This window comes from Chryseobacterium amylolyticum, from assembly GCF_051011775.1.
Lineage (GTDB): Bacteria > Bacteroidota > Bacteroidia > Flavobacteriales > Weeksellaceae > Chryseobacterium.
On the sequence record NZ_JBPCHX010000006.1, the window covers coordinates 95,254 to 115,278 of the forward strand.

General features: G+C 37.9%; 18 protein-coding genes. 6 read left to right on the forward strand and 12 right to left on the reverse strand.

Annotated features, from left to right (window positions below; all coding sequences use genetic code 11):
- Both ACR1PO_RS16980 and ACR1PO_RS16985 read left to right on the forward strand, forming a co-directional pair.
- Positions 1-1,125, forward strand: a complete 1,125-nt coding sequence (locus ACR1PO_RS16980; protein ID WP_332387022.1) for a flavin reductase family protein — start codon at positions 1-3, stop codon at positions 1,123-1,125.
- Entirely contained in the window at positions 1,122-1,739 is a 618-nt protein-coding gene (locus ACR1PO_RS16985) for a SanA/YdcF family protein (RefSeq protein ID WP_002979829.1), read from the forward strand. Before ACR1PO_RS16980 ends, ACR1PO_RS16985 begins: the two co-directional genes overlap by 4 nt.
- Here ACR1PO_RS16985 and tamL read toward each other — a convergent pair.
- A complete protein-coding gene (gene tamL / locus ACR1PO_RS16990) occupies positions 1,736-4,345 on the reverse strand; it encodes a translocation and assembly module lipoprotein TamL (RefSeq protein WP_433987538.1) in 2,610 nt (869 codons plus the stop codon). The genes ACR1PO_RS16985 and tamL overlap by 4 nt on opposite strands.
- Here tamL and ACR1PO_RS16995 point away from each other — a divergent pair.
- Positions 4,331-5,056, forward strand: a complete 726-nt coding sequence (locus ACR1PO_RS16995; RefSeq protein ID WP_433987539.1) for a TrmH family RNA methyltransferase — start codon at positions 4,331-4,333, stop codon at positions 5,054-5,056. The two genes, tamL and ACR1PO_RS16995, sit on opposite strands and share 15 nt — an antisense overlap.
- Before the next feature lie 80 nt (positions 5,057-5,136).
- On the opposite strand, the gene ACR1PO_RS17000 is transcribed toward ACR1PO_RS16995, so the two are convergent.
- From ACR1PO_RS17000 to porQ, 5 genes are all read right to left on the reverse strand, one after another.
- A complete protein-coding gene (locus tag ACR1PO_RS17000) occupies positions 5,137-5,637 on the reverse strand; it encodes a phosphoribosyl-ATP pyrophosphatase (protein WP_433987540.1) in 501 nt (166 codons plus the stop codon).
- 3 nt (positions 5,638-5,640) lie between these two features.
- Positions 5,641-5,949 carry a phage holin family protein gene (locus tag ACR1PO_RS17005; protein ID WP_374462561.1) on the reverse strand — a complete coding sequence of 103 codons (309 nt, stop codon included), beginning with the start codon at positions 5,947-5,949 and terminating at the stop codon, positions 5,641-5,643.
- Positions 5,950-6,028: 79 nt separating this feature from the next.
- On the reverse strand, positions 6,029-6,379 hold the full coding sequence (locus ACR1PO_RS17010) for a YtxH domain-containing protein (RefSeq protein WP_002979824.1): 351 nt from the start codon (positions 6,377-6,379) through the stop codon (positions 6,029-6,031).
- 95 nt (positions 6,380-6,474) lie between these two features.
- On the reverse strand, positions 6,475-7,149 hold the full coding sequence (gene cmk / locus ACR1PO_RS17015; RefSeq protein ID WP_433987541.1) for a (d)CMP kinase: 675 nt from the start codon (positions 7,147-7,149) through the stop codon (positions 6,475-6,477).
- A gap of 84 nt (positions 7,150-7,233) precedes the next feature.
- Entirely contained in the window at positions 7,234-8,226 is a 993-nt protein-coding gene (gene porQ / locus ACR1PO_RS17020; RefSeq protein WP_332387016.1) for a type IX secretion system protein PorQ, read from the reverse strand.
- A 167-nt stretch (positions 8,227-8,393) separates the two neighbouring features.
- Between porQ and pyrH the strand changes: the two genes are divergently transcribed.
- Positions 8,394-9,101, forward strand: a complete 708-nt coding sequence (gene pyrH / locus ACR1PO_RS17025) for a UMP kinase (RefSeq protein ID WP_002979821.1) — start codon at positions 8,394-8,396, stop codon at positions 9,099-9,101.
- A gap of 86 nt (positions 9,102-9,187) precedes the next feature.
- Here pyrH and ACR1PO_RS17030 read toward each other — a convergent pair whose 3' ends face one another.
- A complete protein-coding gene (locus tag ACR1PO_RS17030) occupies positions 9,188-10,549 on the reverse strand; it encodes a lipase family protein (protein ID WP_433987542.1) in 1,362 nt (453 codons plus the stop codon).
- Between the two features lie 766 nt (positions 10,550-11,315).
- On the opposite strand from ACR1PO_RS17030, the gene frr reads away from it, so the two are divergent.
- Together frr and ACR1PO_RS17040 are read left to right on the forward strand one after the other, a co-directional pair.
- Entirely contained in the window at positions 11,316-11,870 is a 555-nt protein-coding gene (gene frr, locus ACR1PO_RS17035) for a ribosome recycling factor (protein ID WP_002979817.1), read from the forward strand.
- Between the two features lie 203 nt (positions 11,871-12,073).
- The gene (locus ACR1PO_RS17040; RefSeq protein ID WP_433987543.1) at positions 12,074-13,135 is read left to right on the forward strand and encodes a 3-oxoacyl-ACP synthase III family protein; all 1,062 of its coding nucleotides are present in this window, start codon (positions 12,074-12,076) and stop codon (positions 13,133-13,135) included.
- Between the two features lie 43 nt (positions 13,136-13,178).
- Here the strand turns inward: ACR1PO_RS17040 and ACR1PO_RS17045 are convergent, their stop codons facing one another.
- The 5 genes from ACR1PO_RS17045 to ACR1PO_RS17065 form a co-directional block, all read right to left on the reverse strand.
- On the reverse strand, positions 13,179-13,823 hold the full coding sequence (locus ACR1PO_RS17045; RefSeq protein WP_433987544.1) for a hypothetical protein: 645 nt from the start codon (positions 13,821-13,823) through the stop codon (positions 13,179-13,181).
- 83 nt (positions 13,824-13,906) lie between these two features.
- Complete coding sequence (locus ACR1PO_RS17050) at positions 13,907-14,695, reverse strand: hypothetical protein (protein ID WP_433987545.1); 789 nt, start codon at positions 14,693-14,695, stop codon at positions 13,907-13,909.
- A 130-nt stretch (positions 14,696-14,825) separates the two neighbouring features.
- Positions 14,826-16,283: an LptF/LptG family permease gene (locus ACR1PO_RS17055; RefSeq protein WP_002979814.1), complete on the reverse strand. Its 1,458-nt coding sequence runs from the start codon at positions 16,281-16,283 to the stop codon at positions 14,826-14,828.
- Between the two features lie 120 nt (positions 16,284-16,403).
- Positions 16,404-17,051: an outer membrane lipoprotein periplasmic chaperone LolA1 gene (gene lolA1, locus ACR1PO_RS17060; protein WP_332387007.1), complete on the reverse strand. Its 648-nt coding sequence runs from the start codon at positions 17,049-17,051 to the stop codon at positions 16,404-16,406.
- A 62-nt stretch (positions 17,052-17,113) separates the two neighbouring features.
- A complete protein-coding gene (locus ACR1PO_RS17065) occupies positions 17,114-19,708 on the reverse strand; it encodes an FtsK/SpoIIIE family DNA translocase (RefSeq protein WP_433987546.1) in 2,595 nt (864 codons plus the stop codon).
- Between the last annotated feature and the right edge of the window lie 317 nt (positions 19,709-20,025).

Sequence of the window (20,025 nt, forward strand, 5' to 3'; positions counted from 1 at the left end):
ATGGAACAACAAATCTATAAAGGGAAACTGATACAGTTTCATCCGTTAAAAATAGCGAAAAAGGAACAGCTGACCAAAAATACTTTTTCTCTGGAGTTTGATATTCCCGGGAATGTAAAGGAAAATTTCAGGTTTGAAGCAGGGCAGTATGTCAGTGTAAGATTTCAGTCACATGGGAAAGAGGTTATTCATGATTACTCAATGACTTCAGCACCTTATGAAGGAAAAATAAGCCTGGGAATAAAGATCAACTCTTCTGAAGGAGCTACATCCCAGCTGTTTCAAAACTATAATACAGGTGACGTTCTATGGGTAAGCGAACCGGCGGGAAGATTTACACTGGTCTCCAAACCAAGCGAATTCAGAACAATTGTTGCTTTTGCAGCCGGAATCGGGATTACTCCTATTGTAAGCCATTTTAAAAATATCCTTCACAACGAGCCCAGAACCCGTTTGTTTTTATTCTTTGGAAATAAAAGCTCGGATGATCTTGTATACCGTGATCAATTGGATAATCTTGCCAGAACATGTGGAGACAGGCTTCAGATTTTTTACTTTTTTTCACAGGAGAAAATTGCCGATCAGTTTTTTTATGGCCGGCTGGATGAGAAGAAACTGAATCTTATTATTAATCAGATCCTCCATTTGGATGATACCGATGAAGAATCTACCATCTGGGATGCGGTAGACGAGGTATTGATCTGCGGAAAAGGAGAAATGATCAAAACCCTGGCGAATGCCTGCTATCACCATGGGATTCCGAAAAAGAACATTCATTTTGAGCTTTTTGAAGAGTTCAATGATGATATTTATCCTGTAGAAAAAGAATTTCCTCTTATTGAAAACATAGAAGTTGAATTTACCATGCTGGGAAAACAATATACAACCCTGCTTCCTGATAATAAGGATAAAATCCTTCAACAGCTTCTTATTCAGAAATTTCCGGTACCTTATTCCTGCAAATCAGGAATATGCGGCAGCTGTGAATGTTCTTTGGAAGAAGGAGAAGTGGAACTGCTGGAGAATGAGTATCTTACCGAAAAAGAGGAAGCGCAGGGACGTATTTTAGCTTGTATGTCTATTGTGAAAAGTAAAAAAATAAAGCTTAACTTTGATCTTAGTTGAGAGTTATTAAGAACATATTTAACCTTGGGTTTATATCACTGGAATTAGGAATTTTGATGATATGCCTGTGTAATGCGTGGGTTTTCGGGCTCACCAACGGGAGAACCTATACCAAAATCTCAAAAATACCACCTAGGGAAATCGCTTTGGTGCTGGGAACATCTCCTAAAATGAGATCAGGAAAATCCAATCCTTATTTTACCAAAAGAATGGACGCTGCAGCACTTCTTTACCATCACGGGAAAATCAAAAAGATTATAGTGAGCGGGGAGAAGAGCAAAGGATACAATGAGCCGGGAGCTATGAGAAACTATCTGGTGAATCAGGAAGGTGTTCCTGAAGATATTATTGTAGAAGATCCGAAGGGATTCAATACCTATAAAAGTATTCTGCGCTGTAAGGATGTTTATAAAAAGAAAAATGTCATCATTGTATCTCAGGGATATCATAACCTCAGAGCATTGTTTTTTGCAAGAAATAATGATATGAATGCTTTGGGATTTGATGCGCAGGATGTCACAAAACCTGAAAGCTTTTACAGAAATCAGGCGAGGGAAATCCTCGCCCGTGTGATTGCTGTAGTGTATTTTATTTTAGGCGTTTCTCCGGATTAGAAAGGATACCCGAACGCGATATTAACTGTTGGCTTGAAAGGCTGGATGTATTTGATTCTCCATCGGTCACCTTCAGGTTTATTCGGATCATAGATCTTGTAGGCAAGGTCAATTCTTGCAGTAACGTAAGCAATATTTAACCTTAATCCGAACCCGCTTCCGATACCTACCTGTTTCCAGAACTTGCTGAATTTAAACTCATCACCATACCCGTCGTTATAGTTACGAAGACTCCATGTATTTCCGATATCCGTAAATAAAGCTCCTTCATAAGTCTTATTGAAAGGAATTCTGTATTCAATATTGGTGGTAAGTTTTACGTTGTCTGTCATATAGGTACGAACTCTTTCATCCACCTGAGAATCTGCAGGACCTAATCCTCCAAATGCTACCCAGGCTCTGATATCGTTGGAACCTCCGTTGAAATAAGATTTGATAATAGGCATATCCTGGGAATTCCCATAAGGTATTCCTACTCCGATGAACTGGCGAAGTACCAATGTCTGGTTTCCGTTAAATCTGAAGTATTTTCTTGTATCAATATCAAATTTTACAAACTGCGCATAAGGCAGTCCGAAAATAGTTCTTTGCGGACCGGTAACAACACCTCCGCTGTTGTCTTTTTTATTGAATATACTTAGGATATTACCCGCAAGCTCAACTTTCCCGTTGAAATAAAATGCGTTTGGATATTCTTTTTTTCCGATTTCACTATAAACAAAGTTATAGATCATGGAAGAAATAAGGACATCCTGTGTCTGCCTGTCTTTATTGACCAATGTTCCTCTGAAGGCTGTCAGCAGGTCGGTTCCCTGCTGGTTAAGACTTGCACGGTAAGCTTCGTTATCGATAATCTGTTTGGAAACTTCATCTACGCTGAGTTTTCCATCTCTATAGTCCTGCCCGGTTTGTGCTGTTTCCGAGTTGAACATAAAATAATTCCCGAAAACCTCATCTTTTACCCTTCCGTCATTCACAAAATAATCGTAGTAGGCATCTTTATTCTTTGTAAGGCTGACCTGGGTATTAAATAACGTAAGCTTATGATATACCTGGTCATTTACACTTGCCTGATAATTAAGCCCTGTATTGAAAATTAATCTTCCCAAACCGATATTGTTCTGAATTGATGCCCCAAGCAAAATAGAAGATGTAGGGGTATATCGTTTCGGAATCAGTTTGTAATAATTAAAAGGCAGCAGCAGTCTCGGGAAATTCAAGGAGGCCTGCGTTGATATTTCATAAGCAGCCACTCTTTTGCTGATATCCTTCGTACTTCTTATGGATCCGAATGTTCCTGAAAGGCTGGTAGAAAGGTTTTCCGCACCTCTGAAAACGTTTCGGGTGGTAAGGTCAACAGAAGGAGAGATCCCCAGGTTCAGGACCTGAGAATAATTGATGTCTGTTCCCACTTTCAGTTCATATTTTGGAAGCGGTTTCAGTACATATAAAATATCAACAATACTGTCGTTAGGTGAGGCCATTCCGCCTTGTCTCAGAGAGTCTCTCGCTTTAACGATACTAAAGTTATTCATCGCTAAAAGGTTTCTTTTAGTAACATCCAGCTTCGACTGGTCAAAGACTTTTTTACTGTCCGGAATAATAGCTCTCCATACGGATGAAATTTTATATTTATCATTCATTGTATGGAATCTTATTCTCCTTAAGCTGTCTTTTTTTGTATTCTTAGGGTAATCACCGGGTTCATCCACGATGGCAACGTCAATATTCCCAAAAGTAGCAATCTTATAGGGGGTATCCAGAGAGTCTTTATGAATTTCCAGGGTTAAAGGAACCTGCTTTCTGCTTTTAAGAGAATCCGCCACAAAATAGACTTCATCATTGGAAGCGTTGAATCTGTAATAACCAAACTCCCTCATCATATCAGTAATTCTTGTTACTTCTCTTTCAAGCACGGTCTGGTCAAGAATCTGTCCGGATCTTACAAGGCTTTTGTTCAGAAAAGAACTGTAGTATCCCTTGATGCCCTGATCCGGAATATTGTAGTAATAATCTTTAATGCGGGTCGGATCATTATGTCTGACAAAATAATTAACAGATGCTTTTTTAGATGCGGAATCCAAATTATGCTTGAATTTTACATTTGCATCCCAATATCCTCTGTAGGTAAGTCTTTTCTTGATAGATTCGGCACTTTTTTCACTCCTGGCCTGATCAAGAATTACCGGCGGTGTTCCCCAATTGTGCAGTAAACGGTCGAAAAGAAGGCTTTTTCCGACGCTGCTTTTCATATTATATTTAAGGAATAAAGAATCTCTCAGTTTCTGATTTCTCATCTCACCGGGATAGGTCATATATTCATTAAGTATAGTGTCATATTTCGGATCCGCCATATTGTACAGAAGGAGACTTAATGGCATAAAAAGGAATTGCTTTTTATTGGGCTTCTGCTGAATGTAGTCCTTGAGTTCCTCATCGAAAAACACTTTCTTATCTTCGAACTCTAAAGTGTTCTTGGTAAGCAGGTATTCGCCATCAGGAACTTTTTTCGTAGTACTACAAGCATAAAGGAGACCAACAAATGTTGCAAATGAGATAATTTTATAATATTTTTGAGGAGAATTCTTATAATGCTTACAGCTCATACAATAAAAGTTTTACAATCTTTAGATAAAAAGAAGTTCAGACAAAAATACAATTTGTTTTTGGTTGAAGGTAATAAAATCATTTGTGAACTTTTTAATTCTAACTTTAAAGTTAAAGAAATATTATCAACCGATCCACAAAAATTGGACCGTACTGATATCCCTGTTACTCATATCTCTGAAAATGAATTAAAAAAAATCAGTTTTCTTAAAACCCCAAAAGATTCGGTTGCAGTATGCTATCTTGCTGAGGAAGAAAAACTGGAGGATAAGAATATACAGCTGGTTTTGGACGGAGTACAGGATCCGGGAAACCTGGGAACTATTATACGTCTGGCAGACTGGTTCGGGATTGAGCAGATCATCTGTAGTGAAGATACTGTAGATGTATACAACCCGAAAGTCATTCAGGCCACCATGGGATCTTTTACCAGGGTGAATGTTGTATATACCGGACTTGTGGAATATCTTTCCAAAACAGAAAATGTGAACATCGGAACAGATATGGAAGGGGAGAATATCTATACTTTTGAGAAACCGGAGAAAATCAACCTGATCTTAGGAAATGAAGGAAACGGAATGAGACCGGAAACGGAGAAGCTTTTACAGAAAAGTATCAGTATTCCGAGATTCGGAAAATCCCAGTCTACAGAAAGCCTGAATGTATCTATGGCTGCAGGGATTATTTTAGGACAGCTGTTTTCAAAATAGAAACTGGAAACTAGAGGTTAGAAATTAGTGTAAATCACTTTCTGAATATTCTCTAACTTCCAGTTTCTGACTTCTAGCTTCTATATTAGCTGCTCCATACTTGAAACACTTTTGTTTTTCTGATAGACCTCAATCTTTTTTCTGACGTATTTCAGAGCTATTGGAGCAAGGTAAATCAGAGCAGCACCAATCAGTTTTTTCTTCCAGTTGGAGCTTTTCATATTTTTTTTGGCATAGTTTCCTACGATAGCAGTAACACCCAGCTTAACAAGGCCGTCTGTGAGATTTCCTCCTTTGAAGGCAGAGCTGGCAATTCCTACAGCTGTATTTTTGCTGATTAAAAGGTCTTTTACTTCCGAAGTAAGCTGTTTGGCAATGACATCCTTCCTGAGAACTACTTTTTCATCACCGTCTTCATCAATCTTTTCCTGAAGATACTGGTCTGTTAAGCCATTGGTAAATGCACTCAGGCTTTCCTTTGTATTTTTGAAGGTAAGAAGATTTTCCAGATCACTTATTTCACTTTGAAGCAGTTTTTTCTTTCTCCTTAATTCTTCTATGCTCTCGTATTTTCTGCCCATAGTTTAATGATTTAAAAATTTAATAACCTGATCTGCAACAGTGTTGACGATTTTACCTTTGAATGCAACAACAAATGCCATTACCACAGCATAAAACCCTGCAACAATTAAGAATCCGTAAGAGTAATTATCCAGTGCTTTCCCGATAAGGAAAGCAATTCCAAAATTGAAAAGGATAATAAAAAAAGCAAAAGCAACAAGCAGTACTACAAAGTATGTAATGAGCCCGGCAGAAAGAGACGACTTCTCAGTCGCTTCAATTTTCAGAAGATCTATTCTCTTGGAGGCGTATTCTTTAATAGTTTCTATCATTGTTTTTTTTTAAAGTTACAAAAAAAGGAACTTTCGCACAAAAGTTCCTTCCCGTAATTTACTTAAAAATATAAATTACTTATTTTTTTAGGTCATTCAGTTCTGCTTCCACATCTTTTGCGAGATCCGCAGTTTTAGAAACAATCTGATCCTTGTATTTATCATATCCGTCTTTCACAGTATGTGCTACGCTGCTAGCAGTTTCTTTGAAAGTAGAAGAAATATTGCTGTACTGGTCCTTTACTTTTTCAGAAACCTCTCCGTATTTATTTTTTGCCTGATCTTTAAGATCATTGGCCTTAGTTTTGATTTTTTTTCTGGTTTCTTTACCTTCTTCCGGTGCGTATAACATTCCTAAGATTACACCTGCCGCAGCACCTGCAAGAAGTCCTGCCAATATACCTGCTGTATTATTTCCTTTTCTAGACATTTTAAGTTTTTTAATAATTAATAATAGATTAGTTTTTACAGTAATAAAACTTACAATTTGTATACCAAAGGAGGCTTAAACCCTATTAAAAATTGTTAAATCTTTCGGATGTGAGATAAAATAAGGGCTATGGTTTCATCCTTGGTCAGTTCAGAATTATCTATAACAATAGCATCTTCAGCCTGCTTCAATGGGGCTATTTCACGCTCACTGTCGATCTTGTCACGTTCTATAAGGTTTTGTTTTACCTGTTCTTTATCAGCTTCTATACCGAGGCCTTTCAGTTCCAGAAATCTTCTGTTGGTTCTTTCATCAATGCTGGCAGTAAGAAAGAATTTATAGTCTGCATTTGGCAGAACTACTGTCCCTATGTCACGTCCGTCCATAATGACTCCTCCTTTTTCTGCCAAAGTGCGCTGTGACTGCAGTAAGAAATCTCTCACTTCCTTTTGTTTGGCAACAAGGCTTACATTATCGGATACGATATTGGTACGGATTTCTTTGGAAATATCGGAATCATTAAGAAAAAGAACCAGTGTGCCGCCGTTGTTTTTAAATTCAAGTTTAATCCGGTCAAAAGAAGAGAACAGTGTATTCAGATCAATTTCACCGTTTTCGTTCACACAATGCTGCAAAGCATACCAGGTAACTCCTCTGTAAAGCGCTCCTGTATCCATATGAATAAGTCCCAGTTGATCAGCAATGATTTTAGAGATAGAACTTTTTCCGGTAGACGAGTACCCATCGATAGCAATTACAGGTTTTTTCATACTGCAAATTTCAAGATTTTTTCTTAAAAATCAAGAAGAAGTAGGAAATTTTCGGAATAATTAAGAAATTTCATGCCTGAAGAGTTATTCTCCTCTGTGGCTGGAAAGGTCCATGGAAATTCCTATCTGATTGACATTCGAAGAGTTGTGGTATCTTACATGCGCATAATCTATACGGAATCTGGAAACTTTAACTCCAAACCCAGCAGAAAGTCCTGAGAAGTTTCTCTGATCTGCCACCGCCAGCTCATTTCCTCTTTTTACATTGTATCCCAGTCTGATATTGAAGTTCTTTTCCGGAAACAATTCTGCTCCCAATGAAAAGTGATCGGCAATCTTTCTGCCGGTACCCACTTTCTGCCCGTCCAGATTCTCTTCTGAAGAAATATCAAACTTCTGAAGGTCATGTGCGGTAATAGTGATGGCAAGAGGGAAGTTCTTGATGGTTTTGGTATAGCCCAGATCCACTCTGAAAGGAAGGTTTTCTCTTGTGCCATTGAAAGATTTCAGCTGAAAGCCAAAGTTTCTCATCACCAATGAAACAACTTCTTTGTTCTTTTTATTATGATAGGTAATCCCCGCTGTTCCTGAAATGGCGGAAGAAGTATAATTGTCAATTTTTGAGGTAATAAAATTAAGCCCTCCACCAATAGTCCAGTCTTCTTCAAACTGGTAGGCATAGCCTGCGCCAATGGCTACATCTGAAGCTTTGAATTCTCCGTTTTCGAATCCGCTTTCATCCGTTCTCGGAATACTTCCATAGCTCATATACCTTGCATTGATGGTCGCCATATGGCCGTTTTCAAAGTCTTTGGCATAAGCAATCGTTCCGTATTTCGAATCGGCAAGGTATGCCGTTGCATTTACAGAAAGCTGTTTATCAGAATCTTTATTTAACAGGGCAGGGTTTGCAATAGCAAAGGAAACATCATAATCTCTTACCGAAATTGCATCACCGCCCAAAGCAGCTTGTCTTGCAGATACAGGTACATTTAAGAACGGATAAACATTTGTTCCTGTTTGCGCATAAGAAACAATTCCTGATAGAAATAATGAAAAAATGATAATTTTCTTCAATTCAATTTATAATTAATGCAAAAATAATCCTTTTTCGTACTTTTCAAAATATTTCTTACATTATTTCTATTTAAATATTTTTCTTTTAACAACATTTTTAATGATTATATTTGCAAAATCAAATTCCTGGGAAACCAGTACTAATAAAAAGTTATTAAAAATAAAAGATGAAATATAAAAGAATCCTTCTGAAACTGAGCGGTGAGGCCTTAATGGGAAACAGACAATACGGTATTGACAATGAAAGACTGCAGGAATATGCTGCTGAGATCAAAAAAGTAGTTGACAAAGGGTGTGAAGTGGCGATCGTAATCGGAGGAGGAAATATTTTCCGCGGTGTTGCAGGAGCAGCAAAAGGAATGGACAGGGTGCAGGGAGATTATATGGGAATGCTGGCCACTGTAATCAACGGAATGGCTTTACAGGGAGCACTGGAAGATGCAGGAATCAAAACAAGACTTCAGTCTGCGATCGAAATGGATAAAGTAGCGGAACCTTTCATCAAAAGAAGAGCAGTAAGACACCTTGAAAAAGGAAGAGTAGTGATCTTCGGCGCAGGAACAGGAAATCCTTATTTTACGACTGATACGGCAGCTACATTAAGAGCTATCGAAATCGGTGCTGATGTGATCCTGAAAGGAACAAGAGTAGACGGAATCTATGACAGTGATCCTGAAAAGAATGCAGATGCTGTAAAATACAATTCATTATCTTTTGATGAAGTATTTGAGAAAAACCTTAAAGTAATGGATATGACAGCATTTACTTTGAGTCACGAAAACAAATTGCCAATCATTGTATTCGATATGAACAAAGATGGAAATTTAGAAAAAATTGTAGATGGTGAAAATGTTGGTACTCTTGTTGATTTATAATCAGGCTGTATCAATACAATAATATCAAAACACCTGTCATGGCGACTTAGCTTTGACAGGTGTTTTGGTTTATACTATAATTTTAATTATTCATTCACTTCAACATTCTGCTGGGTGATTTCCTGCTGAGCGGCCGCATAACGAACAGAAATCCAGCCAATAATCTGATTGATTATTTTCATAATCATCTCAAATTTTGTAACAGCAGTTACTCCCGGTACAAGATTCACCTGTTGAGGCTGAGGTAATGGCTGCTGAAGGATAAGGCCGTTTACCTGAGGATAATCCGGACCAAAGGAAGGGATACCCGAGTACATATCTACGTGCTGTAAAAATAACTGGTACATATAATCATACAAAGACTGGGGGGGTGTGTTGATGCTGACACCAGGTCCATCCGAGTTCTGAAGTTTACCCGGAAGTGACTGGTTCTGTATCCTTGTATACGTCACACCTGACAGGGAAGCATCAGCAAGAGCAATATTCTGCAAGGTATCTAATGTAAAGGCAGTAAGCCTGTCAGGAGATTGGCCATATATCGTTGCAATCTCTTCCAGATCTGCTACCGGCCAGGCGTGAGGCACCACATCCAGATCGTTCCAGTGCATGGTGTTCCAGCTCTGATAATCTCCTGCCTGAGCCTGCCATCCGGCAGGTAACGGTGGAAATGAAGCATTGAACAGGCTGGCAAACGCCGCTTCACCCGGAGTAGGTCCGGCAGTAGGATATACCAGTGTTATCCCGAAAGCATCAAGATCTTTATTCTCTTTCAGATACAGGGCAAGGGTAGGTGATAGTGCTCCTGCAAGACTGTGTCCGCAAAAGATAATGGCTGTATCCGGATCCGGATTTAAACCGGCAAGGAACTGCTGGAGTGTGGTATTCGGTGATGCGGCTGTATCCGGGCTTATAAGTCCGAGAAGTATACCTACACCGGTAGCGGTTCCTTTTGAAATATAGGGATCAGTTCCATTGTATGGTGATGGTGTAAAACTGGAAGGATCATACGTCGTCCAGTTCACCACTTCGGATACTGAAAAATCTTCTGTTTCCCAGTCGTAGAGTGATGATGGATTGGTCGCTGCAATTGCCACAACGTAGGCAGGAACTGAAGGGCCTCCCGGAAATGCTACTGTGTCACATTGAGCTACATACAAAGCATTATCTGCAACCCCGGTAGGTTTACCATTTTCGTCGGTTTCTTCAATCAGAGCAGGACCCCAGACAAGATTCCAGCTTCCCAATACCGGAGTAACTGAAGGATCAGCTGTTGAGGGGCTGGTCTGATTCATTATTTTAACAGGAGGAACATTGTTGAAATAAAAAGATAAGTCATACTGAAGCTGTTGCTGTAACTCGGTGCCGGTACCATTGTAGCCTCCGGCACGGTTGGCAAGACCTGACATTGCAAAAACCTGTTGGTATGCGTCTAAAGATGGATTTGTCATGATGTGATAGGTTTAAATTAGTTTATAATCATTAAATATTGTCTTATCCAAGACTCTCTCCGGAATCATCTTTAAAAAGACATAGTAAAGGAAGCTATAAAAAACGATAGCACACAGAGTAGAAATAACCGAAATATCCTATAGGTATTTGTACCTGGAATTTTATATTTAAAAAGAATGAAAGCAAACTCCTTTTTTTAAAGAAAAGACAAGCGTACAAAATCTATGTGGAGATCAAGGAAAGATGCCAGTTCATGCAAAAGAAATTGTAAAAAAATCTTTATAACTGTTTGTGATTCAATGATAATTCATCATTTAATGAGAGCGCTCAATGAATTTTCGGAATCAATGAATTTGTTAGGTGAGAAGTATAATGGTAACATGCCTAACATCTGCAAAGATTTACGGATGAAATCATTTCCGCAATGTAATTTCAAAAGTGGTGAAATGACGATTTACTCACATTTGAATTACGTCATAATTATTGATTAAAGTTCAAGCCTTCTCTTTGAGAGGGCTTTTTGTTATAAAGTAATTGCTGTAATAAAATAATTTTGCACAGTGTCCTATTTAAAAATATCAACGTTTTACAAAATACAGAATACAGTCTTACCAAAATATCGAAAACAATCATTATTTTTGCAGCACTGAATAGTAAAAATTCATGTAAAGTAATAAGAAACACTGATGTTTACGGCGTTTTTGGGCTTTAATGAGTATTCAGACTGATTAATAGATGTGTAATTTATCAAACTATACTATAATAATGGAAGAATTAGATCTTATATTAGAATCTGTAAAACAAGACATGGATGCAGCTGTAAAGCACCTGGATCACGCATTTCAAAGAATCAGAGCGGGACGTGCTTCTACAACAATGGTTCAGGATGTAATGGTAGAATATTACGGGGCTATGACTCCTATCAACCAGGTTGCGAATGTTTCTATTCCGGATGCCATGACCATCTCTATTCAGCCTTGGGACAGAACTGCAATCAATGCGATTGAAAAAGCGATCATCAATTCCAACTTGGGTTTTGCACCTTCCAACAACGGAGAAAATATCATCCTTAACGTTCCGCCTTTGACAGAGGAAAGAAGAAAAGAGCTTGCAAAGCAGGCAAAAGCTGAAGCTGAACAAACCAAAGTTACAGTAAGAAACGCAAGACAGGACGGTTTGAAAGAACTTAAAAAACTGGATGGAGTTTCTGAAGATGTTATTAAAGGTGTGGAAGAAGAAATCCAGACGTATACAGATAAATATGTAAAGCTTTGCGATGAGCATCTTAAGACAAAAGAAGCTGAAATTATGAAAGTGTAATTTTCAGTTTTGAAAATAAAATAATAAGAGAGGTTTCCGGAGGGAAGCCTCTTTTTTCTTGCTGTATTTGTTACCTGCTGTTCTTTTTTTAGTTTTTATAATGCAATACATTCTTGTTTCATACGATATTGATGAATATTTACGTTCATTCATTATATTTAATAAATAATCCTGAGCTCTGAACAGGTAACAAACTTATTATAATGATGACAAAAATTATCGGGGTAGGAAACTATATCCCATCGGAAACCATAACCAATTTATTTTTTGATAAACATGTTTTTCTTAATGAAGAAGGAGTCGTATTAAAAGAGAATAATGCTTCCATTACGGATAAGCTGAAAAAGATTACGGGTATTGAAGAAAGAAGGTATGCCGACAATACACAGGTTACTTCTGATCTTGGATATATTGCTGCAAAGAAGGCTATAGAAAATTCAGAAATTGATCCGGAAACTTTAGACTATATTATATTTGCCCACAACTTTGGGGATGTCCGTTTCGGAACGGTTCAGTCTGATATGGTGCCGAGCCTTGCTGCAAGGGTAAAACATCTGTTGGGAATCAGAAATAATTTCTGCGTGGCTTATGACGTTCTTTTCGGATGTCCGGGATGGATTGAAGGCGTAATACAGGCGCACGCGTTTATTAAATCCGGTATGGCAAAGCGATGTCTGGTGATTGGGGCAGAAACCCTTTCCCGGGTGGTGGATATCCACGACAGAGACAGTATGATCTATGCCGACGGGGCAGGAGCAGCCGTTCTGGAAGTCAATAATGATGATGACTCCGGTATTAAAGCTCACTTATCCGCTTCCTATACATTTGAAGAAAAAGATTATCTGTATTTTGGAAAATCTTACAACAACGAAAGATGTCCTGATACCCGGTACATCAAAATGGATGGCAGAAAAATCTACGAATTTGCCCTGGTAAATGTTCCGGATGCCATGAAAAAATGTCTGGATAACAGTGGATATTCCATTGACCAGCTCGATAAGATCATTATTCATCAGGCGAATGAAAAAATGGATGAAGCCATTGTTAACAGGTTTTATCAGTTATATGGAAAACCGGTTCCGGAAAACATCATGCCTATGGTTATCCATAAACTTGGAAACAGCAGTGTGGCTACAATTCCTTCTTTGCTGACGATGATCTTACAGGACGAACTGGAACATCATAAAATTAACAAAAATGATATAGTACTCTTTGCTTCCGTAGGAGCCGGGATGAATATTAATGCTTTTGTGTATCAGTTTTAAAATATATAAAAGAGATTGGCTCAAAGGCCGGTCTCTTTTGTTTTTATAAACATTGTATGGAGCTTTTCTGGTCTTTATGTTTTAATAAAGATTGGTAGCTCTTAAGGATTTCTTCCACATTACACTGGACTTCTTTTCCTGGAATTGTATCCGGAGCTGTTTTTTCCTTCTGATCCGATTTGATGCTGTATTTTTTTTCAAGACATTTCAACGGCTGGTTATTCTGAAGATAAATACGGGTTTCTGTAATATCATCTTTGGTAACCGGTTTTTCAGGAGTACCACCGTCAAAATTCCATACGGTTTCCTGCCTGAAAACAAAGAATAGTTTTCCGTCTTTGATAAAATACTTTTCAGATGCCGAAAAATGACTGTGTTCTGCATAAAAATGTTCTATTACTTTAATTTCATCCTTGTCAGAATAAAAAATAACTTCCCCCGAAGTTTCATCATGGCAGTCATAACTGAATTTTGAAGAATTCAGCTTTTTAGCTTCCAGTTGAGCCTGGAGCACAGCATATTCTTTTTTGATCTGATCAATAGGGTTTTGTGCTGTATTTGTTTTTACTGAATCCTTTTTTACAACAGAACTATCTCTGGAAATGGATTCTCTCGGGACGATTTTATCTTTTTCATTTTTACAGGAAACAAAAAGAAGCAGGCTTGCTGTCAGAACTAGAATTTTCATAGAATGAGTGGTTTGGCGGTGATTAAAAATACAAAAATTTTAATGGCATAAAAAAGGCTTTCAACAGAAAGCCTTATATTGTTTTATTTACAGTTTTCGTTATAATCATAAACAACTTCATTGATTATTGAAAGTTTATCTACTGTGGCATTGCTGATTTCATCCCGGATAAATTTCCCAAAACCGGATCTTTTCTTTTCTTCATTTTTCAGGGAACCATATTCTCCTTTTGCTATTTTTGCTTTTACATAAGGACAGTCTGCCAGTATAATTTTGGCCTTTGCCGGAGTCAGTTCTTCTACTTTTCCCCCCTTTTTTGAAAATATATAGTTAGGATTTTCTCTTAACCGGTCTGTTTCTGCCTGTGAGATAGCCTGTGTACTGTTTGCAGAAAGAGCTGTAGGGTAGCCGTAAAGTTTATACACTGTGATTTTCCCTTCCGTTACCACTTCTGCAAACTGTTCCGTTCTCGAAAGATTATTGATCGCCTTGAAGCCTGCAGCAAGCCCTGTTGAGCTTTCGGAACTGTTTAAAGCCTCTCTCATGTTGGAATATTTTACAGATTTAAAAACCCTGGGAGTATCACCTTCATACAGCATATATTCCTTGATATCGTCAGTATCATACGTTTTAAACTTAATCCTGTTTTTTACTTTGTCGATATCAGCAACGGAAGCAAATTTTACTTTTAACTGGTTTTGCCACGGGCTGGAATAGCCGCCATGCAGATGCACAACCCCTTCAATTTTTTTTCCGGCTTTATTAATGATGTATCCGTATTTTTCACCGTTGTAGGTGCCGTTCTCTTCATCCTGGGCATAAGCATTCAGAGAGACAAGGCTGAATAAGCCAATAAGTAGTAATTTCTTCATGGTTCTGTTTTAAGTTTCCACAAATATAATTTTTTATATTCAAAACAGCAGGAAATGAAGTATTTTAAAAGCAATCAGCAAAAAAGCTCCGGAAATTCTCCGAAGCTTTTTATTGATATTGATATCAGGATTATTGATACCTCTGATGTTCTTTACTTTTTGTAAACCTTTTGGTGATCGGTTTGAATAATGCTTTGTACTTTTCTGCATCAAACAGTTGTGAGTCTGTAAGCGCCTTATACGTCATCCACACTCCGAAGGGAAGAAGGATAAGGTTAGGGAGCCAGGCGGCAAGATAAGGATTCATTTTTCCGCTCCATGACATGTTTTCCACCCCAACATTCATTACATAAAAGATAATGAAAATAACAATAGCGATGATTACCGGAAGTCCCATTCCTCCTTTTCTGATGATGGATCCTAAGCTCGACCCGATCAGGAAGAAGATAATACAGGTTACCGAGTACGCAACGATTCTTTGCTGATAAATCACAACTTTACTGAAGTATTTTACATTGGAACTGTATTCATTCTTTTTAGATTCCAGTGTAGACTTAAGGTTATCCAGCCTGTTGTAGGAATTATAAATGATTTCAAGTTTTTTTTCACCTTTTACTGTATCCAGCTTGATCTGGGTTTTAGGAGCTACCTTATGTTTATTACCTTTATCCATGTAAGTAATAACAGAATTGGTCTGATTAAGGACTTCAGAACCTATATTATCAAAGAACTGCTTATTGTCTTTCTTGGTTTTGGTAATCGTTCCGTCGAGCTGGTTATACGTCTGGAAACGATAGTCGTCCGTAATCTGTTCCTTTTCGATCGCCTTATTGATGATTTCACTGATGTCAAAGTGGGAAACCAGTGTGTCAAACTTAATGGCCTGGTCGGGTTGTTTCTGTCTTACATTATCTCCTTTTCCGGCAAAAGCGTCTTCAAATACGTATCCGTTATACAGTACAAGCTTTAGATAATTCTTGTTAGCGGCAGGAACAAATTTTCCTTTTTCTGCTACAACAGATTGCTGGTTTTCGTAAGCATTGGCTTTTTTATGAACAAAAACGCCTTCAATATTTTCTCCGTTTTCCCCGTAGATTTTGTCAAACTTCACCATATAGCCGGGAATCTGATCGATAAACTGTCCCGGAGTAAAGTTGATAGCCGGTTTTGTCTGGGCAATATTGAAAAGCATGTTTTTAGCTTTCTTCTGAAAATCCGGGATGATATTATTGGAGAAAAAAAACAGCATAATAGCAAGTGCTGTTGAAATTCCCAGGAGGGGAGTCATTACTCTGGTCAAAGGAATTCCTGCTGCTTTCATTGCCGCAAGCTCATAACGTTCTCCAAATTCACCGAAAGACATAATGCTTGCCAGGAGGATGGTAAGCGGAAGAACCATACTGATAACGTTCACCCCAAGATAAAAAAGAAGTTTGAGGATCTGCCAGTAGCTTAATCCTTTTCCCATAAACTGCCCCAACTGAACCCAGATAATGTTTACAATAAAAATGAAAAACAATACGCTGAATATAAAGAAAAACGGTCCAAAGAAGGTTTTTATGATATATCGGTCTAGTATTTTTAACATGCGCCAAAATTAATCAAAAAGCCACAAAGTTTACTTGTGGCTTTTTATATTTTGTTATTTTTTTTAAACTAAATTGTAAAAATGCAAATTTGCAGATGAGCAGCTTTGCTTTTTACCATTCTAAAGTTCTGTAATAATGTAGTTTTTGAATTTATTCTTGTCAAAAACAAACATATTGGGATCCAGCTCCTGGTTTTCTTTGTATTCCTTAATAGCGATTACTGCAACATCTTTGTTGGTTCCGTGCTGTTCAAGTTTTACCATTTGCTTTTTCGCTGAATCTACAAAAAGGTAAACATACTTTATACCGTTTGATTTTACCGGGGTCAGTTTGATAAAGTCAGCGTTAACGCCGTTTACCATTTTCTTACCGTTGTAGGTTACATTATAATCGTTTCTGTAGGTTGTAAGATAATTGATAGGGGAGAACATGGTACTGCTTCCGTTAGGTTTGGCAATGGTTACTTCCATATCATCAGCGTTGATATTGTAAATTTTGCTTCCGTCGAAGATCTGTTCTGTATCCATGATCTTCAGTTTGTATTTTTCTCCGGCCACATAATAAATACCAGGTTCTGTTTTTGTCACCTGTCCGTTAAGACCGCTTCCAAAAGAAAATTTGAAGTAAGAATTCTTTTTAGAATTGTAGTTGGCTGTAATATCATCCAATATCTTTTTAGCTTTAGCATCAATCTTCTGAGCATTGGCCATTCCTACTGCACCTACAACAAAACTTCCTAATATAACTTTTGAAATAATATTTTTCATTTTCTTAATTTAATAATCTTTAGACATTCTTAATTTTAAAAGGTTAAATCACCGATTTTCCTTTAGCTACGCAGATCTTCCAAAAACTGTTCCAAAGAATGCAGATCACTGATCAGTACCTCTCTAGCTTTAGCTCCGTTAAAGCCTCCCACAATACCGCTTGCTTCAAGCTGGTCCATAATTCTTCCGGCTCTGTTGTAACCCAGTTTCAACTGTCTCTGAAGCATTGATGTAGACCCCTGCTGCGTAGAGACAATAATTCTTGCGGCTTCCTCAAACAGGGCGTCTTTTTCATTCGGATCAAAAGCTCCTACTGAACTTGTTGAGTCTTCAGAAACATATTCAGGGAGCAATAAAGCTGAAGCATATCCTTTCTGTTCTCCGATAAATTCTGCCAGTCTTTCCACTTCCGGAGTATCTACGAAAGCACACTGAAGCCTTAAGATCTCGTTTCCGTTGAAATAAAGCATATCTCCTTTACCAATCAGCTGATCCGCTCCCGGAGAGTCAAGAATCGTTCTGGAGTCTACGCTGGAGATTACCCTGAAGGCAGCTCTTGCCGGGAAGTTGGCTTTGATCATACCTGTAATAACGTTCACAGAAGGTCTTTGTGTTGCCACGATAAGGTGAATACCTACGGCTCTGGCAAGCTGTGCAAGTCTGGCAATCGGTAATTCAACTTCTTTTCCTGCGGTCATGATCAGATCGGCAAACTCATCCACTACCAGTACAATATAAGGTAAGTAACGGTGTCCGTTTTCAGGATTTAATTTTCTTTCTGCAAATTTCTTATTGTATTCTTTAAGGTTTTTACAGAAAGCATTTTTAAGAAGGTCATATCGGGTATCCATTTCAATACACAGAGAGTTCAGTGTATTGATTACTTTATTGGTATCTGTGATGATTGCTTCTTCTGCATCAGGAAGTTTGGCAAGGTAATGTCTTTCAATTTTTGAATATAATGAAAGTTCCACTTTTTTAGGATCCACCATTACGAACTTCAGTTCACTTGGGTGCTTTTTATAAAGAAGGGAAGTGAGGATGGCATTAATCCCTACAGATTTACCCTGACCCGTTGCTCCTGCCATCAGCAAGTGTGGCATTTTTGAAAGGTCAGCCATGAAAATTTCATTGGAAATGGTCTTCCCGAAAACCACCGGAAGATCCATATCTGTATTCTGGAACTTCTGGGAAGCAATTACAGAACGCATAGAAACCATCGTAGGATTTTTTCTTGGTACCTCAATACCGATTGTCCCTTTTCCCGGCATTGGAGCAATAATTCTGATTCCCAATGCAGAAAGGTTCAACGCGATATCATCCTGCAGCTTTTTAATGGCTGCTACCCTGATCCCTGCTTCCGGAACAATTTCGTATAAGGTAACAGTAGGACCGATTGTTGCTTTGATCTCTGCAATTCCAACGTTGAAATTTTTCAGAAGCCCTACGATTTTATTTTTATTTTCTTCTAATTCTTCTTTATTGATGGAGATTTCTTCATTACCGTAATCTTTCAGCAAATCTACAGGCGGCATCTGGAAGTTAGCCAGATCCAGCTTGTGGTCATATAAACCATGCTTTTCTACCAGATCCTGGGATTTTTTTTCAGAATCATCCAGAATATCAATAACGGGAGCTACTTCTACATTAAACTTAATATCTTCCTGCACCTGGGAACCTGTAATAACAGAAGACGGAGCAGAAGGTCTGATATCAAATGCTTCCTCCGGAGTTGATACCGGAACAGCTGGTTTTGCAGACAGGTTTAAACTTACCGGTTCAGAAGTATTGCCCGGATTCGTATCAAAAGTATCAAAAGAAGTGTGGTTTGGAGTGGTAATGGTTTCTATATCTGAAGAAACGGCAACTTCAGGAAATCCTTTCGGAACACTTACCGGCTCCGGCTCTTTTCTTACATTCATTGAATTATTGGAAGTGTTATTGGTAACATCACTTACCGTAACACGGGGAGCTTCTTCTTTTTCTTCTTCTGTTTCCTCTGCTTCTTCTTTCAGTTCCTCATCCGCTTCGAAGTCTTCATTAGAGTCCGGCATCATAGATTTTACTTTTCCAATCGTATTTTCATTGATTTTATCCAGTTTTGCTTTGATTGAACTTGGGCGAAGATTAAATTCAAGGATAAAATATAACAGGATACTTGCTGCCAGTACGGTCCAAAGACCTACGGCTCCGATGATGGAATTAAGATAATCCATAATCTGATATCCATAGACCCCTCCTAAAACACCCTGTCCTTTAGTAAGTGCTCCCATGAAAATAGGAAGCCAGCAGATAAAAAACAACGAATGCCCAATGGTTTTCCATGGTTTGAATATTTTCTTCTTAAGAATCAGTGTACCTACTACAAGCAGCAAAAATGCGATGATAAATGAGGCAATGCCAATACTTTCAAAAATGAAAATATTCCCAAGCCAGTCACCCACCTTACCAAAGATATTGGAAGATTTTATACTCTTGTCCAGCATTGTGCCTGCCTGGCTTTGGTCTGCTTTCCAGTTCATCAGGTAAGAGATGAATGAGAATGCAAGAACAGCCGATAAAAGTATAAAGGTAAGCCCGAAAAAAATACGTGGCTTAGATAAAATTCTGCCTTTTTCAGGCATTTCAGTCGGTTTTTTTTGTGTCTTTTTATCCATAATATCAATGTCGCAAATTTAATGTTTTATTCAACATTAAATGAATCTTTTTTATCCAAAAAACATTTGGATAATCCAGCTTTTATAAAGGGGATCTAAAATTTTTACTCAAAAATTATTTTATGTTATGATACGATAAAATAAGGTTATTTTTTTTGCTTATCCAAATCTGGTACCGTTAAATACTATTAATTGATTATAATTTGTTTTTCTTTAAAAAAGATAATAAAATTTTCGATTTGAATACATATAGCTGAAAAAAAATAGCAATATTGAAAATCTGGTTGATATTATAATATGCCAACCGTGTTTTTTGA